Genomic DNA, 23,362 nt, shown 5'->3' with positions numbered 1-23,362 from the left:
ATAAGTTTTTTATTTTTATTAGAAATAATTAACTTAGGTTTTAATAAGTTATTTTTTAGCAACAAACAGCAAAAAGTAAATTTTAAAAAATATGAACTAAAAAGATCTTTTAAAAAAATATTTTTATTAATAATTTTTATTTTATTCGTAGTTTTAATTATTATTTCTATTTGAACTATTTCTTCTTCTTCTAGTTTCTACAAAGAACAATCAAAAGATTATTTAAACCAACTATTTAATCCTAATTGAAAAAACGTTAAATGAAACTTTACTATTGACGGATTTTTTTATATGGTTATCCAACTTGGATTTTTAGTTTTTTTAACCATGTTATTAACTAACTTTTTAGTAAAAATAAAATTATTTTTTATGACTAAACAACTTTTTGGCTATAAATTTTCTTTAATCACCAGACTATATAATTCCTTAATAAGAACAATCCCAATAATTAGTTATTTTTTAATAATATCTAATTTATTTTATAGTTCTGCTGCTGCTTTTGTTTTAGCTTTTGCGATACATTCTTCGGCAACTTTAAGTAGAAATGTTGAAAGTTCAATTAGAAAAATAGATCAATCTAAAATAAATAATTTATTAAAAAATAATTTTTCTAAATTATGAATTTTTAGAAATTATATTATGCCAACAATTAAATTGGATTACATTACTTTTTTAAGTCTAGAAACAGAAAAAATAATTAGAAATTTTATTACTTATGGTCTTTATAATGCTTCAGCAATTGGTATTGCTTCGAAATTAAATAGAGCTAATAATATTGAAGATATAGCACCTTATTTATGAATAAGTTTTTTTATTTTATGCTTTGTTGCTTTAATTTCTTATTTAGTTAGATTAAAGCTTAATGGCAAGTTTAAAAATATTTTTAAAACAGGATTTACGTTTAAAAAAGCGTAAATTTTTTTATTTTTTTAACGTTTTGTCCATTTTTTTAGCTGTTTTGCTTGTAAATCATGTATTATTAATGCGTATCAAGGTAAGAAAAATGAAATCAAAACAGAACACATTAAGAAACTGAACAATGATTTCAGCAACTAAAAAGGTTGCTATTTTTGCCATTGAAATTATTAACTTCATGATGAAGAATATTGCCGATATTAAGACTATTTGCAACGACTTCATTTTAGAAGCTAATAACGTCTCATATATCAGCAAATAATCATTCATTTATTTTTTAATTTATAAGCTAGAAGTAGATAAATTTTAAAAATAAACTATTAAAAAATCAATATTCTTTATATAAGTATAAAAATTTCAACAAAGATACAAAATTAGGAAATTTATATAGAATCTATTTTTATTTTTTACATTAAAAAGTGTAAAAAAACTGTCTATGTCAATAAAAAATGCTTTTAAAAATGAACTTAATTTGCCATAGATAGCCCTTAAATGAATTAATTCATTTATAATTATTAACAATATGTAATTTTACATATTAATCAAGATACAAAAAATTAAGGAGAAATTATGCGTAAAAAGCACAGACTTTGACTTTTAGGTGTAACAGCTGTTTCACCACTTGTTGCTTCTGTTGCGGCATTAAGCTGTACACCAGAACCAGCATGAAAAAGAAACGAGTATGTCGAAGAATATAACGCTACAAAACCATTCGCAGCTTATAACAACGACCCAAGTATGTCATACGGTTCAGTTGTTCCAGGTACTAACACAGCTCATTTAGGATTAGGTTTAGTAAGATATGCTGCTGAGGATAAACCAGCGACTCAAAGTAGTAGAGGTGTAACTTACATTACTGCTCCTTCATACAAATATAGAAAATTAGAATTAGCTTCAGCTATTGTTTTAACTTTAAATGACGATACTGTTAAAGTTTACGATAATGATAAACACGAAGTTAGACCAGGTGCTGATGGAAAAGCAACTATTAACGGAGTAGAAGTTCCGACTTATAGTGCAATGACACTTACTGCAACTTCTACCGATGAACGTTCAATTAACAACGAACAATTTGCTAAGGATATTGCAAATGCTAAAAAACTTCAATTTAAAGTAAGAGAAGGTGTTACTTGAACTAACGATGAAGGTCAAAAACTTGACTATAAAGTAGTTCCAGAAGACTTTAAATATGGTTGAATGAGAACTTTATTCATTAACCAATCTACTCGTCATAAAAATGGTGGTAGTGAAGCATTAGATGATTTAGTACGTCAAAATTTATTTGAACCAACATCAACTTACTTGTCAGAAAATATTTCATTCTCAAATATCTATCTATACGACGTTTTTGGAATGAATACTAAGAAATTATTATCAGGAGATATTTTAGAAGCTTTACCAGCTGCAGCTAACTTAGGCTCAGAACAAGCAGTTACAGTTGAAGCGGGAGAAAAACCTGATTTTGCATCAGTATTAGATTTAATTATGACTGGTATGGAATTTATGCCTGCACCATCAGAATATATTAATGCTATGAATGCAACAGGTCAACAACCTTTATATAAATATGACGAAACTGCATTAACAGGCGCAGAAAAAGAACAAGTATTAACAGCAATTAATGCTATCGATCATAATTCATGAGCTTATAAAATTGGTCAATACTGATACGGTGTTTCGGTTCCTAACACTTTATATTCAGGATACTACTACTTAAACAAATCAAGCAAACAAAACGGTAATACTGTATTAGAAGCAAATCCTAACTACTGAGATAAAACTTGAGTAGAAAACGAAAACAAAGTTAAAAAGATTTCATTTAAATATAAAACATCAACATCAGAAGCAACAGTTTTTGCTAATGATCAATGAAATGCTTACAACAGTGGAATTGTTTCAGCATTAGGTTACAACAGATTAAACGACACCGCTAAAGTTGAAGTAGATAAAAACCCAACCAAATACGGTTTATTTTTATCACAACGTGGAAACACAAACCAACTTTACACCAGATTAATTTTCAACCCATGATTAAACCCAGATGCATCTAAGCCAGAAGATTACCAATTTAGTGACGCCTGAGCTAAAATGATGTACGGTGGAACTAGAAAAGAAATTATGGAAAACAAGACCAAAGGTGTTAACGATGGAACAACATATTTAACTGGAACAGGTCTACAATTTAGAACTTTATTAAATGCAGCAATTAACTGACAATACTATTCACAAGTAGCTTCAAATAATACCCAAACAGCTTGATTAGCACAAGTAGCTGACTCAAGTTTAATTGGTACCAGAGATGCTAACGGGGCAGCTGACACCAGTTTACCTTTAAATTACGATAACCAAATTAACGCTTTAAGTGCAGTTGGAACAGATGGAAACTTACTTTCATTCGTTAACTCAGAAAGTCAAGCAATTACCAACATTACTGGAGAAGATAACGATGTTGTTAAACGTCATCTAACTTCAGCTTCAGAATCAATTAAATCAGTAGGATTTGTTCAAATCAAATCTGAAATGGCAAAATTAATAGCTGAATTCGATAAAAACAACCCTGAATTAGCAGGACAAGAATTTAGTATTAAATACTTCTTCCCATATTCAAACCAACCATCACAACACTACAGAAAAGCTTACAATTTATTAATCCAAGCTTACCAATCATTAAACCCTAGATTAAAATTTGAATTTGTTGAAAAGAATGATGCTAACAGACAAGAAATCAGCAACATCGTTAATAAAGGATTTAACGGATCTAAATTAGTTGCTTGAGGTTACGACTTTAACTCTTCAACTTCTGGTTATGATGGTTTATCATGAGCTTATCCTTTAATCCCCTCATTAGTAGCAATTCACAACACTAAATCAGATTCATTTAACAAGAGCTTCCCAGAGATAGCTAAATTAGCAGAATGATTTGTAAAATACGAATCAGAACACAAAATGTCATTCCCTAACAAAGACATTCAATTCTCAGATTTAGGAAGCTTTGGAGCTAAATTTATCGGAAACGATATGTGACAATACTTACAATCATATGTTTTCCAAAAAAATGATGAAGGTGCCGTTGAATTAGTAAGATACTACCAATGATACGCAACTAATAGTGCTAAAGGTTTAGAAGAAAAAGAAGCTATTGCATTTGAAATCACTAAAGATCAAACAGCTCCAGCAGACCACCCACAATATGGTCCATATAAAGCTGTTCCGGTAGATTCAAAAGACGCTTCAAAAGGACAAAAGAAAGTTCCATTAGCAATTGATAGCTTAACTGAAGAACAACAAAAAGAATACGGATTAGATCAAATTACCCCTTCAGATTTATACACATGATCTGCTAAAGCATGATTAGCTTACGGATTAGAACACAAAACAGAAGATTATCTAAAATTAATGCAAGAATTAACAACCTTATTTGGAGTAGTATTCGTATCAGACATGTTTAGATCAACAGATAGATTTACAAAACTATTAATGAACGAACACTACAACAACCCATTTATTTATTCATATGGTGTATCAAACTACTACGATTGAACAGTTACCCAAGATGAAGAAAATGCTAAAAAATAAACTAAATATTAAATAAAATAGCCCAGGTATTGCAATGTTTAAATACATTCGTCAAAGAGTCCTGTGGGCTATTCTTACTTTATTCATAATTGCCTTTTTTTCATACATTTTAATCGCAACTTATGCACCAGACCCATTTGAACCTGTTATCGAAAATATTAAAACCACAAAAAAAGGGATGACAGAAGCTCAAGTGAATGCTTTCATCGATGAACTTCGGGTAACCACCGGATTAGCTCGATGAGAAATTATTAATGGGGAAAAATTAGCAGTTATTTACACTCCGTTTGAAAGATTTTTCTTATATTTAGGCAAAATCTTTAAAAGTGGAGATTTTGGGTTCTTTATTAACCCTGCAAATAACCCTAATAGCTCTATTTTTACCGAAGAAAAAGGAATGGCTTATCTATTTTTCAAACCTCTTTCTTACACATTAATTATTACCGGACCAGCGATGTTGATATCTACACCTTTAGGTATTATTATCGGTGTTATCTCTGGTTATAAAAGGGGAAAAACCTTTGATAATGTGGCTAACTTTTTTGCAACTATTATTATTGGTATTCCTTCATTTATTCTTGCTCCAATTTTCATTTCAATATTTATGAGTTTTGGCATTCCACCAAGAGTATTCATTGGTCAAGACCAAACCATAGGCACTAAAATAATTTCATTTATACCACCTATTATTGTTATGACAATTGTTTCAACTGTCGGCTTTATTGCCTTCACAAGAAACCAAGTTATTACTGTTTTATCTTCAAACTATATTTTAATTGCTAAAACAAAAGGTTTAAGCACATGACAAATTTTTAGTAAATATGTTTTAAGAAATATTTTTATTCCTTTAATTGGCGCGATATTAGGTTCATTTGTTGGACTTTTATCAGGATCAATTATTATCGAAACATATTGATCAGTACCGGGTACTTCTAATGTTATTGCCCATGCTTTCCCAATGGGCGAAATTAACATTATTATGTTCTCAACCTTATTCTTTACTTTAATTTCACTAATATTAACTATTATTGTTGACATTTCATATGTTTTATTAGACCCTCGTATTACTTACGCTCAAAAATCAAAAAGAAATTACTGATTATTCTTTAAAGCTTGAAAAGAAAGAAGAAAAATCGAAAAAGATTTATATCAAACCCATTTACAATCACAACCAGCTCAAATTAGTAAAGGAGAAAAATAATCATGGCAGATTTATCTACCCAGATTAAAGAATTTAACAAGAAGTATAAAATTAATTCTGAATTACAAGAAAAAGTTAAATTTGCACATGATAATGATGCAAAACGCTCTGGTTCTATTGCTGGTAAACCTAAAAAAATGGGAATTGAGATTTTAAAAAGATTTTTTACAAACCCAATTGTTGTTATTTTTTCAGTAGTATTTATTGTTCTTATTTTAATGTCAATTATTATTCCAGCTACCTCACCTTATAAAGCCGGTATTCCAATTAATGACTCAACTTATAATAACAGTCTACCACCTGCATATACCAGTTTAGTTACTGATTATTTAGACTATACTGATAAAAAATATCTTTTAATTGAAGATATTAGAAAAGCAAACGAAGCAGGTCCTTATAAAGGTATTTTTGATGAATTTTTTGCAACTATGCAAATTGATGAGTCTCTAGGTTTAAAAGCTAAAGTTTCTTATAATCCTTATTTATTGATGAAATACTTTACATTATGAGAATGATTAAAAGACCCCTCAAAAATCTTCTTAAATTTAAGAGAACCAATTTCAGCCGCTGTTTCTCAATTAAGACCAGCCGAAACCATCGAATATACTAAGGTAGCTATTTCTTCAAATGCTGTTGCTGCTGTTGTCTCATCATTTGTTCCAAGTTATTACACTGTTTTAGGAACATCAGACACAGGATGAGATATTTGAGTTACAACTTGAAAAGCAACTTGAAACGCCTTTACTATTGCTGTTTTAGTTTCTTTCGCCCAAGTTATTATTGGAGTATCAATTGGAGCTTATCTAGGTTTCAATGCTGGTAAACAAGTTGATACTATTGTCATGAGATTAATTGACATCTTTACTTCTCCACCTACAATTGTTTGAATGCTAATGTTTGTTACTATTTTAGGAGCTAATACTTGAGCTTTAATCGCAGCTTTAATTATTGTTGGTTGACCAAGCTTTGTTAGCTTAACTAGAATGTATATCATTACTGTTAAAAACCAAGAATATATCACTGCTGCTAAGGCAATCGGAGCAACTAGTGGAAGACAAATCTTTATTCACGCCTTCCCTGCTATTGTCGGTAAAATTGCAAACAGCTTTGTAAGAACAATTCCTGCAACAATTATGTGAATTGCTTCATTAGCTTTCCTAGGTTTCCTAAAATCTGATACCGGAGTTAATAACTTAGGTGAACTTCTAATTAAAGCAACTCCACAAGCCGATCAAAATGCTTGAATTCTAATCTTACCAACCTTAATCTTGTTACTTCTATCTATGTCACTTTACTTTATTGCTTTAGGCTTACATGATGCTCTTGACCCAAGAGTTATGTCTAAGAAAAGGAGATAATTAATATGAAAAAGAAAAATAATCAAGAATATGAATTATCTAAATCTTTAGACCAACAATCAAAAAACAAAGCTAAAAGTGAAAAAGCAAGAAACAAAATAACTAAGGTTTTAAATACTATTACTACCGACATCTTGCCAAACAACAAAATCTTAGAAGTTAGAAATTTACACGTAAGTTTCCCTATCGGACGTAAGAAAACCATTCATATTGTTCGGGGAGTTGATTTTGATGTTTATAAAGGTCAAATCGTTGGGTTAGTAGGAGAATCTGGTTCAGGTAAATCAGTTACTTCTAAAACCTTAATTAACGTTAACGAAAATGGAATTATTAGTAGCGATAAAATCCAAGTTGATAAATATTTAATTTCAGAAATTAAAAAACCTAAATATTGAGAATATATTAGAGGTAAAAAAATCGGATATATTCCTCAAGATCCTTTAACTTCATTAAATCCAACTAGAACAATCGGACTTCAACTTTTAGATGCTTTAAACAATAACCCCGATTGAATGACTAAGTCTTATTCCCAAAAGAAAGAATATTTAGTTGGCTTGCTGCAAAAATTTGGATTAAGAAATGCTGAAAAGATCTTCCATCAATATCCTCATACTTTATCAGGAGGGATGAAACAACGGGTAGTTATTACTATGGTTGTAGCCTTAAAACCAGATGTTATTATTGCCGATGAACCAACTACTGCCCTAGACCCAACCGTCCAAGCTTCAGTTCTTTCTTTATTTGAAAACATTCGTCAAGAATTTAAAATTGCTATTATCTTAATTAGCCATAACATTTCTGTTATTGCTAAGTTCTGTGATTATGTATACGTTATGTATGCTGGAAGAATTGTGGAAAGAGGTAAAAAAGAAGAAATTTTTGCTTATCCTGCCCATCCATATACTTGAGCTTTAATTTCAGCTATTCCTGAAAGTAAAGATGAAAAATTATTTAATATTAAAGGAACACCTCCTGATATGGCCAACTTGCCATTAGGAGATCCTTTCGCTCCACGGAACGACTATGCTTTAGAAATTGACTTTATTAAAGAACCACCTTTAATTCCAATTACCCCAACTCATAGTGCTGCAACATGATTGCTTCACCCAGATGCACCAAAAGTAAAATTATCAGAAGATTTAACTAAACGTCTAGAACTATTTAGAAAGGCTTTCAGTAACAATGAATAAAAAAGATGACAGAAAAGTTATTTTAACCATTGACAATCTTAAAAAATACTTTGTTAATGGTGGTTATATTAACAAAGCCGTAGACGGTGTTAGTTTTCAAGTGCATGAAGGTGAAATAGTTGGACTTATTGGAGAATCGGGTTCAGGTAAAACTACAGTTGGTAGAACTTTATTAAGACTTTATGAAGATTTTAATGGGTTTGTTAAACTGGAAGATAATATTATTTCAGGTAAAAAAATATCAAGTAAACTAAATCACTATTTAAGAAGAAATGTGCAAATGATCTTCCAAGATCCACATGCTTCTTTGAACGGACAACAAAATATTTTCACTATTCTTAAAGAACCTTTATTGGTTAACGGAATAATGAAAGAAAAAATTAAAGATATTGCTTCAGATTGATTAGAAGTTAAGAAAAACTTTAAATATACTTTTAACATCAGAGCAATGCAATTAGAGCTGCAAAATTTAAAAGAAATTAATAATTTAGCAGCTCCTCACTTTAATAAATGAAAAGATAAATTTGATAATTTTGCGTTCGATCCAGATGCTGATTTTAACGATAACTTTAATGCCTTTTTTAGTTATCTAGATGAAAAACAACAAATGGAAAGTAAGATCATTAATAACATGTATTCAAATACAAATGAACTTATTAATTTCTACTTTGAACAGCAAACTAAATTAAGAAATAAAGATTTATCTTCAATCGAAATGAAGCTAATTGATGAAACTAAAAACCTTGAAAAATGAAAATTACTTTCAAAATATTCAATGGAAGGCTATCAAGCTTTATTAAGATTAAAAGAAGTTAAAAAAGAATTAGCAGCTTATAAAGAAGCTTTACGTGTAGCTAAAAATGCAACTTTAAATACTTTTAATAATTTTGTTAATGAAAATAAAAACGAAAAATTAATGTCAAATATAACTCGTTTAGGTTCTGGCGACATTGAATTCTATCTATATAACTATAAAAACGAACGTATTTATAGACACAAACAAAATTTAATTAAAAAAATGAAAGCAGATTGCAGACATATTCAATATGAAGAAGTTAGAAATCTGATTAACGAATTAGATGCTTACGTACAAAAATTTTACAAAGCTCATTTAGAGAAATTAGAATTAGTTTACAGTGATAAAAAGGTTATTGCCAATACTCGTTTATTAATTAATTCAATTATTGAAAAAGAATTTAAATTTGATTACAGCAAATATGTTGAATTATCTAAAAAACATCAAACTGAAGTTGAAACTAAATTAAATAATTACAAAAAACAAATTAATGATTTAAACGAAATTATTAGACAAAATCCAACTCCTTATATTAATAAAGAACAACTACAAGTTCATTACCATGATTTAGAAGAAGCTAAAAAAGTTTATGAAGAAGAAAGACATAACTATTTAGTTAAACTAAAAAGTAAAATTAAAAAGTTATATGACGAAATTCAAGAACAAAAAGCTATTTATCATTCACTAGTGGATATGCAAACCTATTGCAATCAAAAATTTGACGAAGCCAAAGATGCTTACTTTGAATTTATAGCTTCTTCTGGCGAAAGCGACAAAATTTCAAAAGGTTCAATGCAAGCAATTAAATCTTATAAGTCAGATATTGCTATTAAAGTCGACACTTTAAAATCATTTGATATTGAAAAAAAATACTTAGAAAAAGATATAAATGACATTTATGTTTTACTAGGTGTTGACATTAAATGAGTTGAGCTTAACTTATCAGAAGAAAAATCTCATAAGAAAAAATGAAAAAATGTCAAAAGATTTTATGACAGTAAAATTGCCGTCCCTTTTGCAATGCACCGTATTTCTAACTTGTTGTATAAAACCACAATTTATAAAGCTTTAGAAGACGTTGGTTTATTAAAACAATTTGCTTATCGTTATCCACACGAATTTAGTGGAGGACAGCTACAAAGAATTGTTATTGCCAGAGCATTAATTACTAATCCAAAAATTATCGTAGCCGACGAGCCTATCGCTTCACTAGATATTTCTATTCAAGCTCAAGTGGTTAACTTATTAAAAGAGTTATGTATTAAAAATAACATTGGATTAATTTTTATCGCTCATGACTTAAGTATGATTGAATATGTTGCCGATAACGTTCAAATTATGCACTTAGGTAAAATCGTTGAACACGGTAAAACCGAAAAAATTTACGATCACCCTTATCACCCATATACTATTAACTTATTTAAAGCGATTCCTAAAATTTCTAATGCTAACGAAAAATTTCAAAACGTTTCTTTTGAATTAGATTATTTAATGGAACAACAATTCCCAAATATTCCTGAAGACTTTGAAGTTAGTGAAGATCACTACGTTTACGGTACTAAAAAACAAGTTACTGCTTGAACAAAAGAAAATAAATAATTACCTAATTTTTGTATCGATATTTAATTAGAAAACACAGCCAATAATCAGCTGTGTTTTTGTTTACATTAGTTTTATATTATTTATAATTTATAAGATATAAATTATGAATAAACAAATTAATCGTAGATCTTTTAGACAATATTGTAAAAGTGGATTAACACCTATTAGAATAACCTTTTTTTCTTTAATATGAGGCTTTTTTATTCTACTTTTTTTCATTACTTATTTTGGTCTTAAAAAAGATATAGTTACTAGCTTAACTGTTTTTTGAGCTGGTATTTTATCAATTTCTTTAATTCAATTAGCAATTACTAAAGGTTTTGGTGAAGGAATAGCTGCTAGCGTATCTAGCTGAAGATTTGAAAATAAGGTAAGAAAAGAAGCTAAAAAAGAATATGTATCAGATCATATGACTGTTTTTGAAAAAGATAAAATTTTAAATAGAACTAGAAACAGATTAAGACAAGAACAAGCAAAAGCTGCTCGCGAAAAATTTAAAAACCCAACTAGTAATTTTTTAATTTATTTATCTTTATTGTTAATTGCTTTCTTTTTTATTGTAGTTATGATTCCTTTATATGTTTTACATGCGAAAGGACAAATCTAATGGCTAATTTAAAATTTGTTTTTAAACACGGAGAAAAGCTTGATAAACTAGTAGATTTTATATTATCTAAACCAAATATTGAAGCGTTATTGTTAAACGGCGAATTAGGAGCGGGCAAAACAACACTAACTTCTCAAATAGCAAGGAGATTGAATATCAATAAACCAATTATTTCACCAACGTTTAATACTATTTTAGTTTATGATGGTTTGGTTCATATTGATGCTTATAAATTAAAAGGTGATTTGTTTGCTTATGAAGATTATTTTGAAAATAATTTAGTTGTAATTGAATGAGCTGATAATATTCAACATAATTTTAGAAATTACTTAAAAATTAACGTTTATTTTGACAAAAACCAAAATCACGTTTTTGAAATTGATGAAGATAAATAATTTATAAAAAGGAGGTAAAAGTGAATCTTTTTATTGAAACTTCATTAAGCGATTTGTATTTTTGTTTGTTTAAAAAAAATAAAGTTATTGCTTCAATAAATAAACCCAATTTAGTTAAAAAAACTGATGCTTTTTATGAAACTTTAAATGAACTTTTTAAAAAAGCTAATGTTAGTTTAAAAGATATTGAAAATATTTATACAACCTTAGGACCTGGCAGTTTTTCAGGAGCAAGAATTGGTTTATTATTTGCTAAAACAATCGCTCAAATAAGCGATAAACAAATGTATACAACAGCGACATATAATTTATTTAAAGTTCAAAATTATTTACAAAATAAAGATGTAAATAATGTTTATATTAAAGCCAATAAATATTCAGTTTATCATATTTCTTTTTTACCAAATCTTGCTAGTGAAATAATAAACAATGATAATAATTTTGAAATTTTTGATTATTCACTATTTGAAAATAATTTATCTTTATATTTTCAAGAATTTAAACAAGAAAAAGATTTAGAAACCGTTGAATTACTTTATTTACACGAACCTCAAATTGGAGGTAATAAATGTTAATATTTGCAATTGAAAGTTCTCATGATGACACTTCCTTCGCTTTATTAGAAGATAATAAACCTCTTTGAATGAAAACTATTTCTCAAATTGAAATACATAAGCAATATGGTGGAACTGTTCCGGAAATAGCTTCACGGCTACACGTTAAAAATATCGGTCTTTTAATTGAAGATTTAAAAAAAGAAATAGATCTTTCTGAAATAGATTATATATGCTACACCAAAGAACCTGGTTTGATTGGTTCTCTTCATGTTGGATATATGGTTGCTAATGCCTTGGCGTTGCAGTTAAATAAACCAATATTAGGCTTAAATCACTTAGAAGGGCATTTTTACTCAGCGTTTATTGGAAAAGAAGTAGTTTATCCTGCTCTAGGTTTATTAGTTTCCGGTGGGCATTCGCAGTTAATGTTATATCATTCTTTGGATAACTATGAATTACTAGGTGAAACCGAGGACGATGCTGTTGGTGAAGTTTATGATAAAGTTGCTCGTAAATTAGATCTAGGATTCCCCGGTGGACCTGTTATTGATAAATTATGACAAGAAAATAATGAAAAATATTTAGAGCATTACACTATTCCCCATACTAATAAAGAGCTTAATTTTTCTTTTAGCGGCATTAAAACAAACGTAATTAATTTAATTAATAATGACATTAACCGTAAGATAGAAATTAATAAAGAAAAATATGCCACTGTTTTTCAAAATACGGTTGTTTTATATTTAAAAGAGCACGTTGAAAAAGCGATTGAATTATATAAACCTAAATGTATTGCTTTAGTTGGTGGTGTTTCTGCTAATAAAGCTATTAGAGAAATGTTTTTAAATTTACATGAAAAGGTTTATTTGCCTGACATGAAATATACAACTGATAATGCAATGATGATAGCCCGTTTAGGTTTTGAAAAAATTAGAAACAAATAATATTAAAAGCTGACTTTTAAAAAAGTTCAGCTTTATTTTTTCAATATAAATTAAAAGATAATATGGCAAGCTACTTCTGGATGTTTATCTGAATAGTCTTGATGATATTCTTCTGCTAAGAAATAATTTTCTAATTTTTTAACTTCGGTTACTACTAGTTTGGTGTAATTTTTAGCTAGTTGTGAAATTTTGTTTATAATAACGTCTTTATCGCTTTCGATTTCGTAATATATACCGTTGCGATATTGAGTGCCGTGATCTGGACCTTGAAAATTTAAAGCAGTTGGATCAATAACTTTGAATAATTTTTCAATTATTTCTTCTAAATTTATTAAGCTTTCGTCATAGTAAATTTCAGTTGTTTCGGCAGCATTAGTTTTACCGGTTTTTACTAATTCATAACTAGGATTTTCAATTAATGAATTGGCATATCCAACACTTGTAAATTTTACACCCTTGATTGTTTTAAAATAGCCTTGTACGCCTCAAAAACAACCACCAGCAAGGTAAATTCTTTTCATAATTTCTCTTTTCTTAATGTCCTTTTATTTAAAAGATAATTTTATATTATTTACTTTCTTTTTAATTAATAATTAATTAAAAAGCATATAGCTAAATTCTTTGATTATTACTTAAATTTAGGTAAAATTAAACTAAATACAAAACGAGGTTATTTATGGTTAATAATTTAAATATTGAAAATATAAAAAATACTGTTATTCAAGGAGATAGCATTGAAGTGCTAAAACAAATACCTGATAATAGTATTGATTTTATTTTTGCAGATCCACCTTATTTTATGCAAACCAACGGAGAGTTATTTAGATTTAACGGTCAAGTTTACGACGGCGTTAAAGATGAATGAGATAAATTCAATAATTACAAAGAATATGATTTATTTAGTTTAAGTTGATTAAAAGAATGTAAAAGAATTTTAAAAAATACCGGCTCTATTGTTGTTATAGGTTCATTTCAGAATATTTATCGTTTAGGTTATATTATGCAAGATTTAGGATTTTGAATCTTAAATGATTTAATTTGAAGTAAAACTAATCCTGTACCTAATTTTGGTGGAACAAGGTTTTGCAACTCACATGAAACTATGCTTTGATGTTCAAAGAGTTCTAAATCAAAACCAACTTTTAACTATAAAACAATGAAATATTTAAATAATGATAAGCAGGAAAAATCGGTGTGAAATATTGCTTTGTGTAATGGTAAAGAAAGATTAAAAAATAAAGAAGGCAAAAAGCTTCATTCAACCCAAAAACCAGAAAAATTATTAGAAAAAATTATTTTAGCTGCTACCAAACCTAATGATATAGTTTTAGATCCATTTTTTGGTACTGGCACAACCGGAGCGGCTGCTAAAAAATTAGGAAGAAATTATATTGGCATCGAAAAAGAACAAGAATATATTTCAGCTGCTGATATGCGTATCAAAAATATTCAACCAGAATTAAACGATATCAATCTTTTAAGGCTAGAAGTTAAACCGCCAAGAGTTAGCTTAGAAAAATTAGTAGAAAATAATTATTTAAAAGAAGGTCAAGAATTATATTCACCTGATAAAAAGGCTATTTGCAAAATTTTATTTAACGGAAAAGTTTGAGATGGTTTAGAAGAATTATCGATTCATAAAATGTCAGCTAAGGTTTTAAATAAAATAAATCATAACGGTTGAGAATATTTTTATGTTTATTATAAAAATACATTTATTCCTCTTAATAATTTAAGATACATTTACCAAGAAGAACACAATGAATAATAATTTGAAAAAACTTATTTATCAATCTGTTGTCGAAATGATTGATAAATGCCAACAAGATAAAATACTAGAAAAACTAAAAAATAAGCATTTACAAAAAATCCATTTTATACCAAGTAAAATACGTACTTTTGGAGGGATACTACAAAGTCTTAATATTCAGTTTGGTAATTTCATTCAAACTTTATTAAAAAATCTTATTAAAAGCAATGTCAATTACGAAATTTTAGAAAAATATTCAGGAAAAACTAGTTTGTTTGGCATTCCTCTTCAAACGGAGCTTATTATTGACGAATATATAACTAATTCTCAAATTAATAAAAATTTAGATTTAAACTCAACTTTTAGAGATTTACAAAATAAAATTATTTATCAAGCTAATAACATTATTAACAAACAAATAAAAATTAAGCACGATATAGATTTAATGTTTAAGGATAAAATTACTAACCAGATTTATCTTTTAGAAATTAAATATAATGATGATCATGATACTGGTAAATTTATAGATATTAATCGCAAACTAATCAAAACTTATGCCTATATTGTCAATGAATTAAATATTGAAGATATTAACACATTAACGCCTATTTTGTTTTTCTTTAATGATAGCAAGAAAAGCCCAAATATCTTTCTACCAGAAGGAATAAATATTTTAAGAGGCAAAGAATTTTTGATCAATTCTTAAATGTAAAATTTGATGAATTAGATCATTATTTGAAAAGTATTTCCGAAAGCAAGGAAATAATGCAAAAGTTTCAAGAGTTGTTTAACAAAATAACTTCTTAATAATTACAATGAAGGGGGTATACCTACAAATTTTATAAAGGTATAATTTAAAATTATGAGCAATAAATACAATAAATTATTTATATCTACAACGGACACAGTTTTAGGAATCGGTGGACCAGTTAATGATGAAGTTAAAGATTTAATATATGAAATAAAAGGCAGAGATAGAGCTAAAAAACTGATAATTTTAGTAGGTTCTATTAAACAAGCTAAGGAATTTTCACAATGAAATAGCCAAGCCGAACATTACGCTAAGGAATTTTGACCAGGGGCAACAACCTTAGTAGTAAATGATCAAGGGTTTAGAATGCCTAATCAACCTAAATTAATTGATTATTTATTAAAAAACGGACCAGTTTATATGTCAAGCTGTAATTTATCTAACGGTCCAATTTGTCGTACCTTAGATAATGCAAAAGCTTTATTCCCGGAAGTTGTAAACGTTTATAATTTCGGTGAAATGAGCCAACAACCAAGCCAAATTATTAAAGTTGAAACAGGAGAAATTTTAAGAAAGTAGGAATAATTATGAAAAAAGTAAAAATTACAAGCGATCATGCAGGACATCAAGCAAAAGTTGAACTTGCTAATAGATTAGAAAAAGAAGGATACGAAGTAGAACTTTTTGGTTCTAAATCAGCGGATATATCAACTTCTTACGCTGACGCCGGAATTGAATTCGCGGAAGAATTATTAAAAGATAAAGAAAAAGACAATAATTTATACGTGGCTTTTTGTGGCTCAGGAATCGGTATAAGCATTGCTTTGAACCGTTTTCAACATGTTAGATGTGCAAGAATTAATAATGAAGAAGAAGCAAGACTAGCCAAATTACATAACAATGCCAATATTTTATGTATGGGTGGTAGATTAAATAATTCTGATGAAATTGAAAATATGTTTCATACTTGAGAAAAAACAGAGTATGAAGGCGGTAGACATCAAGCCAGAATTGATCGTTTAGATGAAGTTGGTCAAAAACAATAATTTAAAAGAGGTTTTTTAAGTGTTAACTAAGGATAATATAAACAAAACTTTATCTAAATATCAAAAATATAACAAAGCAATCATTTATACTTTTATGATTTTAGAATCATTATTAACACTTGCGATTGTATTGTTGTTAGCGATAAGCAATAATAGAACTAATATGTTTATTTCAATTGGATTCGGAATTGCAATGGCGATTGGTTGAATAATAATTTCATTTAATTTTGTTAAATATATGTATGCTGCTCATTTAAAGGAATATTTTGAAAATTACAAAGACAACAGCGCAAGTTTTATTAGAGTGCATGTTAATTTAAAAAAGATTTCTAAAAGGTATAAAAACAAATATTCCCCAGAAATAGAAAAGAGTCTTGTATGATAAAAAGACCTGATGAAATAAAAAGAATTAATAAAAAATCTATATTAATTTTATTAACTGCCTGTTTATGTTTTTTAGTTCAACTTTTTATAATGATTTTTGATTTTATATTTCCAATGAATGAACTATACGGCATATTTAATATTATTTTTATTACTTTAATTTCAGGTTCTTTTTTATTTGAAGAAATTTTTATAATTGTAAGTTTAAAAACAGAAACCAATTCTAAATATACCAACGTTAAACAAAAACTAAATGCGAATAATTTAATTTTTATAGAAAAAATAAATTATAAGAACATTGATTTATATAAAACATTAATCAATATTGAAAATTTTGATTATACCTATAAATTAGATGATATTTCTTATAATGAAGGTTATATTGAAGTTAAAGATGATAAAAATAATCTAGATCAAAATATTAATGAATATTACATAGGTAATGAAAAACCTTATTTAATACTAAAAATAGATGAAGCTATATTAAAGGATTTTGAAGGTAAAGATTTAGTTTTATTAAATAAGGGTACAAAAACTTATCAAATATTTTTTGATAATAAAAATTTAGAATATAAGCAATTGCTAAACATTATTAATAAAAATAAGAATTTAATTTCTATTGTTGAAACTAACGACGCAATATTAAAACTTCTATTAGTTGATTTATTAAAAATAAATAAAAATAACATTTTATTAAATAACGTTTTAGAATGGCAAAGACCTCTTATATAAATCAAAAAGCGAGTTTCCTCGCTTTTTATTAATATCCAATTGGAAAATTTACGAAACCCCCGTTTCAGCCTCCACCATTTCAAGAATTAACTTCCCTTTTTGGAGGTTCAGGAAATTCAGTTATAGAACTTAAAGTTTTATTAGATTTTATTAAATATTTATTTGTATCTTTTTGTTCGTTGTAAACATAATTTTTATCAAATTTGTTTTCATCAATATCGATTAAAGTATATCTAAGTGGTTTGCCGCCATATTTTTCCTTAAACAAAATTTCACTTGTTCGATCTACCGGTTTAGCTTGAAAACCTTCAGTCATTTCGATAAATTTATTTAAACTAAAACCTTGCAATACTTCTTTATCGGCTGCAACATTTTTAAAGACATGAATATAACCATAATTTTGAATAAAAGGCTCTTCACCTTCACGATGATTAATAGTAAAAGAAATAATAAACCCAGCCTCTGTTAATAAATAAACTTTATCAATAGTTTTATCATATTTTTGAACAGTAAAATCAATTATTTTATTGCTTTGTGGTTTATAAAATGTTCCTAGTTTTAAACTATTAGCATAGATTTCATTAGTTGTATTAGCGATACTTGAATCGAATTGATCAAAATCAGGATAACTAGCAAAAATAAATTTATCTAAATTAAATAAATATCATAGTCAGTTTTTTGAAAATAATTCTTCAATATTTTCAGTGCCATCTCTTAAAAGTTCGGGTTTAGGACTTCATTCACCACCTTGATAACCTCAAGAACTAACAATATTATTTGCGTAATACAAAGACCATTTTAGTTTTGATACATAATTTAAATTTAATTTACGTTGCGATTTTACATAGGCTGTAATTTTATCTTGATTATCGATGCCGTAAACGTATTTAAGCAACATTTGAATATAAGTGGTATTAACAAAATTTTCTCATTTATAATCTAAATCATCTTTATTGTTGTCTTTTTTATCTTCTATTATTTTAGCTATTTCACTTTTATTTACTTTTGTATTATTACAAGCAACTAAACAAGTAGGTATAACAGACGTTAAACTTATTAAACCTGTTAATAATTTAAGCTTCATTGTTTGCCTCCTTGTAAATTAAAGTGTAATAAGCTGGTTCTCCATATTTATTTTTAACAACCATATCTTTTTCAAAATGTTCGAAACCAATTTGAAAACCGTGTAAGTAAGCAAAGTGAACAATATCACTTACTAAAGGAATTGATATGTTGTCGTTTTTTGCATTTGGAAAATATCAAAATAAATTTTGAAAATTCATTATTGGATTTTCAGTTAAAGTTCGATCGATATCTAATCTAAATAAAGCTTTATCTTTCTTTAAATATAAAACTTTTTTATTTGCTAATTCGGCTGATTCGTCACCTTCTTTTAATTGTTTTAAATAATTGTTTTTAAAATCAATGTTATTTGGCGTATCAATTTCTTTTAAATGTTGTAAATATTCTTTTGAATGCTTTCCACCTTCTGAACCGTTAGGAAAAACAACTCACTTAACGAATTCACCTTCAAAGTTTTTTAAATTACGTAAAATAAATAATCAATTTTGGTTATAAAAATTGTAGTACTTATTAACAATATTTTCCTTAGCTTCAAAATTATTTTTAATATTTTCGTTATTAAATTCTTTAGCGATTGCAATAAATTTGGCTTTGATTTCTTTTTGATATTCAGAATCGTTTTGTTGATTTAAATAAGTCGTTAATCTAGCTTTATTATTTTTAAAAACAAAGTTTAAAAGTTGATCAATAATAGCATTAGTGTGTTTTTGTTCTTTATCTCCAACTTGTTGAATAACATTACGATCAGTCGGTATTAAATCTTTTAATTTATCTCTTTCGCCATAATTAGTACAACTTATTAAACAAGAAGCAATAGCTGGAGTTATAGAAGATGCAATAAGAGAAAATTTAATAAATTTATTTTTCATCTATAGTCCTCCATGTTAATCTAATTGCTTTAAAGTCTTCTTGATTATATGTTTCTAAGGCTTGATTGATAATTTCAGCATATGCATGATTATTAAAAGGTTTTATAAAGCTTGCATCGTTTCTTTTTGCATAAAATTTCTTTTTATATGATTCCTTAAATTCTTCTTCGCTCATGTTATAAGGTTGGTCTTCTAACAAAATTTCATAGTTTAATCATTTTTCTGAACTTTTAATTATTTGATTAGTTATTAATTCATTTAGATTTGCAATTTCTTGTTTGGTTTCATTAATATTTTTAGCTTGATTAAAATATAAAACATCTGGGGCTATATAAAATTTAGTTTCGCCATTTTGTTTTCAAGTATAAAGACCGACGGCTTTGTTTGTATCGATTATTAAATAATAAACTTCACGTTCGTCTAAAGTTTTATATTCATTTAATTTTTCGTTATATCAAGGCAATTTAACAATATCTTGAATTACGTTTGAGTTTAATTTAAGACTAAAACCATTTAATATTTTTTTAACGTTTCAAAATCTGTTTTCATCAAATAATTCTCCACCGTAGTTATCACCATACGGGTTATAGGTAAAAACAAATTTTTCAATATTTTTTAAATATCAATATCAATTTTTAGTTAAAGTTTCGACAACTACACCTTTTGATTTTTGAATTATTCTTTGAAAATCATTTCATAAATCAGAATTTTGAATTAAAAAAGGCGGAAAGAATTCCATAGCATAGCTTAATTCTTTAAACATTGCATCAGGAAAATTATTTTGATTATTAACAAGTTGATCTTGTTTATTTTTATCTTTTTCAAATAAGTTTAATAGATTTTGAATGTTTTTATTATTTTGAAATTGTTTATCACTTTTAACTTTTTTTAAATAAGAATTATTACTCAAAGGCTTTTCTTCGTCTTTTTTTTCTTTTTGGCAAGCTATTGTAACAAGTGGTGTTGATAATAAGGTTAAAGATAAAACATTAGTTAGCAATCACTTTTTCATAAAAGATCGCTTCTAAGTTTTTATATTTAACACCACTATATAAAATTTCACCTTTATGAATTAAAGTTAAAGAATCCGTATATCTATCAATTTCAGATAAGATGTGAGAACTAATAAAAATCGTTTTACCTTCATTTTTAAGTTGTTTTAAAGTATAAAATAATTCATAACGAGCAGTAGGGTCTAAATTAGCGGCCGGTTCATCTAAAATAATTAATTGCGGATTAGCTATTAAAGCTTGAATTAATAAAACTTTTTTCTTTTGTCCGCTCGAAAAACTTTGAGGTTGTTTATATTTAAGATCAATAATGCCAAATTTATTTAACATGTTATCAATTTTTAAGTCAATTTTTTCTTTATTAATACCTGACAGCAAGGCTAACGACTTTAAATAATCATAAGTGGTAAGTTCACTTGGAAAAATTGCGTTTTCAGGAACATAACCAATTATTTTTTTAGCCTCTGCATTTTTTGTATTTACACCGTTTATTAAAATGTCACCCTTTAAATTAAAATAACTACCAATAATTGATTTAATTGTTGTGGTTTTACCCGCTCCGTTTTCGCCAATAAATGCATGAAAGTTACCTTTAGGAACTACAAATGAAATATTCTTAACACCAGCATTTGTTTTTTTGTATTGCTTAGTTAAATTTTTAATTTCTAAAATGTTATCCATTATTTATATTCCTTTCTTTGGTATAGTATTGCATTTATTGTTAATAAAATTATTGCTATTGCCATTCAAATAATTAGAAAAGCGTATTTGTTAACAATTTTATGATCTCTTTCAATAGCATAAACTTGATCTGAGGTTTGAAATAAAAAGTTGTTTTTTGATTCTTCTAATTCATATCTAACTACAACTTTATCGTTTCTAACTTCTGTTTTAGTGTTGTAAGAAGAATAACCACCAATTTGATATTGATATTGACCGATCTTAATATTAATAGGATTTGCAGCGTAAGTATTTTTATCAGTATCTACTTTTAGAAGTGATTTAATTAAATTAGATTCGTTGTTTTTAAAGTATTCAAAATATATTAAAGTAATAGCTAAATAAATTTTTCTTTCTTCCGGAGATTTAATTGTGCCATTTTTTTCGGCATAGATATCAAATAAAGGAAATTGATTATTATTGATTTCATATAACTTAGATTTAACATCGTTTACTTCGTCTGAAAGGTAATTTAAATAAAATTCTTTTACTTTTAATAAGTTATTTAAATCATTTTTTTGATTTGCTAATTTATTTTCTAAATCGCCATAAATTTTATTAGCAGTCTCGATAAAAGGTTTGTATTGTAATGCTTCAGCTACATAATTTCAATTTAATTCGCCTACTAAGTTATTAGGTGAACTATATGTAAAATTATCTTCTTCAAATACAGTATCAAAATCTCAAGCTTTTTCACGAGCATATATTAAATGAGTATCCACTTGATTAGGAATAGTTGAATTAACCTTTAACATTCCTGGGACAAAATATTTATTTTCTATTTTTCCTTCAATATTAACGGCTAGATTTAATAAATTAGGTTTTTTATTTAATTTATATGAATATAAAATATTTTCTTGATTTGAATAGTTAACATAATTTGATAGATTATTTAAAGGAGCAGCACTAATAGAATTAAAAACGTTTTTATTTTCAATGTTAAAAATATCTATCATTTGATAAGGCAACATTGTTCAAGAATAAGCCTGTCAATCAATAGCACTATTTTTAGAAATTTCCATTACTTTATCAATATATTTATTTTGTGTTTCGCTGAAAGTTTTTTCATCAACTCCGTTAGGAATGATAAAAAACTTATCAGAATTATTAGCTAAATAAAAAGTATTAACATCTAATTCATTACCAGCTTTATGATATTTATAAGGTTGATTAATATAGTAAGCAGAATTATTAATTGAAGGAGTGGAATTACCATAAACAAAACTTCCTCCAATTGCCATAGGAGCAAAAAGTAATAATGGAATAGTTATAGCAATTTTTTGACTTGTTTTATAAGCAATTAAAGAAGCAATCATGCCAAAAATTAAAAAAGTAAATCAAGGTGTTATAAAACTTAAAACAGCAATAATAGCTAAATTAGTTACATTAATCAAAGCTCCGATTGCTAACATCATTGCAATTAAAGTTATAGTTGATCAAATTAATGAGAAGTAAATAAAACTTAACATTTTTCCCATTATCATTTGTTTACGAGAAATCGGTTTTGCAAATATTAAAAGTTCTATTCCTTCATTTTCGGGATCTCTAAAAATATTTAAAGCTTTTAATGAAGTGTATAAAACCGTCATTAATAGAGCTACAAATACATAAGAGTAAATAATAATGTTGTTATAATCGCTACTTAATTTAAGTCCTAATAAAGTAAACGATAGAATTATGCTTATAAGCATAAAAACTGACGGAATAATAATAGAACTTTTTTTCTTCGCGGTTATTTTAAATAAAAAATTAGCATAATTAGTCGTAGCATTTTTCATATTTATTCTCCTTATCTTGATTTTAATTTTAGCATATTAAAAAATCTAAATACAAAAAATTTTAAATTAAAGGTTAAATTATTTTGTAAATAATAAAA

The 23,362-nt window shown here is 27.1% G+C and carries 23 protein-coding genes; 17 read left to right on the top strand and 6 right to left on the bottom strand.

Going from position 1 to position 23,362, the window contains the following annotated elements; all coding sequences use genetic code 4:
- The 11 genes from FJO69_RS06995 to tsaD all read left to right on the top strand — a co-directional run.
- Positions 1-915 (top strand): ABC transporter permease subunit (locus tag FJO69_RS06995; RefSeq protein WP_170177205.1); only part of this gene is annotated, 915 nt, incomplete at its 5' end.
- 88 nt (positions 916-1,003) lie between these two features.
- Positions 1,004-1,177, top strand: coding sequence for a hypothetical protein (locus tag FJO69_RS06990; RefSeq protein ID WP_170177204.1), 174 nt, complete (start codon positions 1,004-1,006; stop codon positions 1,175-1,177).
- 308 nt (positions 1,178-1,485) lie between these two features.
- Complete coding sequence (locus FJO69_RS06985) at positions 1,486-4,491, top strand: OppA family ABC transporter substrate-binding lipoprotein (protein ID WP_140781241.1); 3,006 nt, start codon at positions 1,486-1,488, stop codon at positions 4,489-4,491.
- A gap of 34 nt (positions 4,492-4,525) precedes the next feature.
- Positions 4,526-5,692 carry an ABC transporter permease gene (locus tag FJO69_RS06980; protein WP_140781240.1) on the top strand — a complete coding sequence of 389 codons (1,167 nt, stop codon included), beginning with the start codon at positions 4,526-4,528 and terminating at the stop codon, positions 5,690-5,692.
- A 2-nt stretch (positions 5,693-5,694) separates the two neighbouring features.
- Positions 5,695-7,050, top strand: a complete 1,356-nt coding sequence (locus tag FJO69_RS06975) for an ABC transporter permease (protein ID WP_277872277.1) — start codon at positions 5,695-5,697, stop codon at positions 7,048-7,050.
- A gap of 5 nt (positions 7,051-7,055) precedes the next feature.
- Positions 7,056-8,240 carry an ABC transporter ATP-binding protein gene (locus tag FJO69_RS06970; protein ID WP_140781238.1) on the top strand — a complete coding sequence of 395 codons (1,185 nt, stop codon included), beginning with the start codon at positions 7,056-7,058 and terminating at the stop codon, positions 8,238-8,240.
- Positions 8,233-10,635, top strand: coding sequence for an ATP-binding cassette domain-containing protein (locus FJO69_RS06965; protein WP_140781237.1), 2,403 nt, complete (start codon positions 8,233-8,235; stop codon positions 10,633-10,635). Before FJO69_RS06970 ends, FJO69_RS06965 begins: the two co-directional genes overlap by 8 nt.
- A gap of 106 nt (positions 10,636-10,741) precedes the next feature.
- Positions 10,742-11,245, top strand: coding sequence for a hypothetical protein (locus FJO69_RS06960; protein ID WP_140781236.1), 504 nt, complete (start codon positions 10,742-10,744; stop codon positions 11,243-11,245).
- Positions 11,245-11,640, top strand: a complete 396-nt coding sequence (gene tsaE, locus FJO69_RS01470; protein ID WP_140781235.1) for a tRNA (adenosine(37)-N6)-threonylcarbamoyltransferase complex ATPase subunit type 1 TsaE — start codon at positions 11,245-11,247, stop codon at positions 11,638-11,640. Before FJO69_RS06960 ends, tsaE begins: the two co-directional genes overlap by 1 nt.
- A gap of 20 nt (positions 11,641-11,660) precedes the next feature.
- Positions 11,661-12,215, top strand: a complete 555-nt coding sequence (gene tsaB, locus FJO69_RS01465; RefSeq protein ID WP_140781234.1) for a tRNA (adenosine(37)-N6)-threonylcarbamoyltransferase complex dimerization subunit type 1 TsaB — start codon at positions 11,661-11,663, stop codon at positions 12,213-12,215.
- Complete coding sequence (gene tsaD / locus FJO69_RS01460; protein WP_140781233.1) at positions 12,209-13,141, top strand: tRNA (adenosine(37)-N6)-threonylcarbamoyltransferase complex transferase subunit TsaD; 933 nt, start codon at positions 12,209-12,211, stop codon at positions 13,139-13,141. The genes tsaB and tsaD overlap by 7 nt, the downstream gene beginning before the upstream one ends.
- Positions 13,142-13,191: 50 nt before the next feature.
- On the opposite strand, the gene msrA is transcribed toward tsaD, so the two are convergent.
- Positions 13,192-13,662, bottom strand: a complete 471-nt coding sequence (msrA, locus tag FJO69_RS01455; RefSeq protein ID WP_140781232.1) for a peptide-methionine (S)-S-oxide reductase MsrA — start codon at positions 13,660-13,662, stop codon at positions 13,192-13,194.
- 155 nt (positions 13,663-13,817) lie between these two features.
- Here msrA and FJO69_RS07670 point away from each other — a divergent pair, with 155 nt between their 5' ends.
- The 6 genes from FJO69_RS07670 (at position 13,818) to FJO69_RS01425 (ending at position 17,804) form a co-directional block, all read left to right on the top strand.
- On the top strand, positions 13,818-14,909 hold the full coding sequence (locus tag FJO69_RS07670) for a DNA methyltransferase (protein WP_140781231.1): 1,092 nt from the start codon (positions 13,818-13,820) through the stop codon (positions 14,907-14,909).
- Complete coding sequence (locus tag FJO69_RS01445) at positions 14,902-15,597, top strand: HinfI family type II restriction enzyme (RefSeq protein WP_211333780.1); 696 nt, start codon at positions 14,902-14,904, stop codon at positions 15,595-15,597. Before FJO69_RS07670 ends, FJO69_RS01445 begins: the two co-directional genes overlap by 8 nt.
- A gap of 156 nt (positions 15,598-15,753) precedes the next feature.
- Complete coding sequence (locus tag FJO69_RS01440) at positions 15,754-16,221, top strand: L-threonylcarbamoyladenylate synthase (RefSeq protein WP_140781230.1); 468 nt, start codon at positions 15,754-15,756, stop codon at positions 16,219-16,221.
- Between the two features lie 8 nt (positions 16,222-16,229).
- Complete coding sequence (locus tag FJO69_RS01435) at positions 16,230-16,688, top strand: RpiB/LacA/LacB family sugar-phosphate isomerase (RefSeq protein WP_211333779.1); 459 nt, start codon at positions 16,230-16,232, stop codon at positions 16,686-16,688.
- A gap of 19 nt (positions 16,689-16,707) precedes the next feature.
- Positions 16,708-17,073, top strand: coding sequence for a hypothetical protein (locus FJO69_RS06950; protein WP_140781228.1), 366 nt, complete (start codon positions 16,708-16,710; stop codon positions 17,071-17,073).
- The gene (locus FJO69_RS01425) at positions 17,067-17,804 is read left to right on the top strand and encodes a hypothetical protein (RefSeq protein WP_140781227.1); all 738 of its coding nucleotides are present in this window, start codon (positions 17,067-17,069) and stop codon (positions 17,802-17,804) included. The genes FJO69_RS06950 and FJO69_RS01425 overlap by 7 nt, the downstream gene beginning before the upstream one ends.
- Before the next feature lie 28 nt (positions 17,805-17,832).
- Here the strand turns inward: FJO69_RS01425 and FJO69_RS06945 are convergent, their stop codons facing one another.
- From FJO69_RS06945 to FJO69_RS06930, 5 genes are read right to left on the bottom strand one after another with little or no spacing between them, the layout of a single operon-like run.
- A complete protein-coding gene (locus tag FJO69_RS06945) occupies positions 17,833-18,888 on the bottom strand; it encodes an aromatic motif membrane protein (RefSeq protein ID WP_140781226.1) in 1,056 nt (351 codons plus the stop codon).
- On the bottom strand, positions 18,878-19,756 hold the full coding sequence (locus tag FJO69_RS06940; protein WP_140781225.1) for an aromatic motif membrane protein: 879 nt from the start codon (positions 19,754-19,756) through the stop codon (positions 18,878-18,880). The genes FJO69_RS06945 and FJO69_RS06940 overlap by 11 nt, the downstream gene beginning before the upstream one ends.
- Positions 19,746-20,768, bottom strand: a complete 1,023-nt coding sequence (locus FJO69_RS06935) for an aromatic motif membrane protein (RefSeq protein WP_140781224.1) — start codon at positions 20,766-20,768, stop codon at positions 19,746-19,748. The genes FJO69_RS06940 and FJO69_RS06935 overlap by 11 nt, the downstream gene beginning before the upstream one ends.
- Positions 20,746-21,447, bottom strand: a complete 702-nt coding sequence (locus FJO69_RS01405; protein WP_140781223.1) for an ABC transporter ATP-binding protein — start codon at positions 21,445-21,447, stop codon at positions 20,746-20,748. Before FJO69_RS01405 ends, FJO69_RS06935 begins: the two co-directional genes overlap by 23 nt.
- Positions 21,447-23,264 carry an ABC transporter permease gene (locus FJO69_RS06930; RefSeq protein WP_140781222.1) on the bottom strand — a complete coding sequence of 606 codons (1,818 nt, stop codon included), beginning with the start codon at positions 23,262-23,264 and terminating at the stop codon, positions 21,447-21,449. Before FJO69_RS06930 ends, FJO69_RS01405 begins: the two co-directional genes overlap by 1 nt.
- Positions 23,265-23,362: the final 98 nt, after the last annotated feature.

This window comes from [Mycoplasma] falconis (genome assembly GCF_006385795.1).
Taxonomy (GTDB): Bacteria; Bacillota_I; Bacilli_A; order Mycoplasmatales; family Metamycoplasmataceae; genus Metamycoplasma; species Metamycoplasma falconis.
Note: the sequence above shows the minus strand (reverse complement) of the source record. Positions and strands in the feature narration are given on the sequence as shown.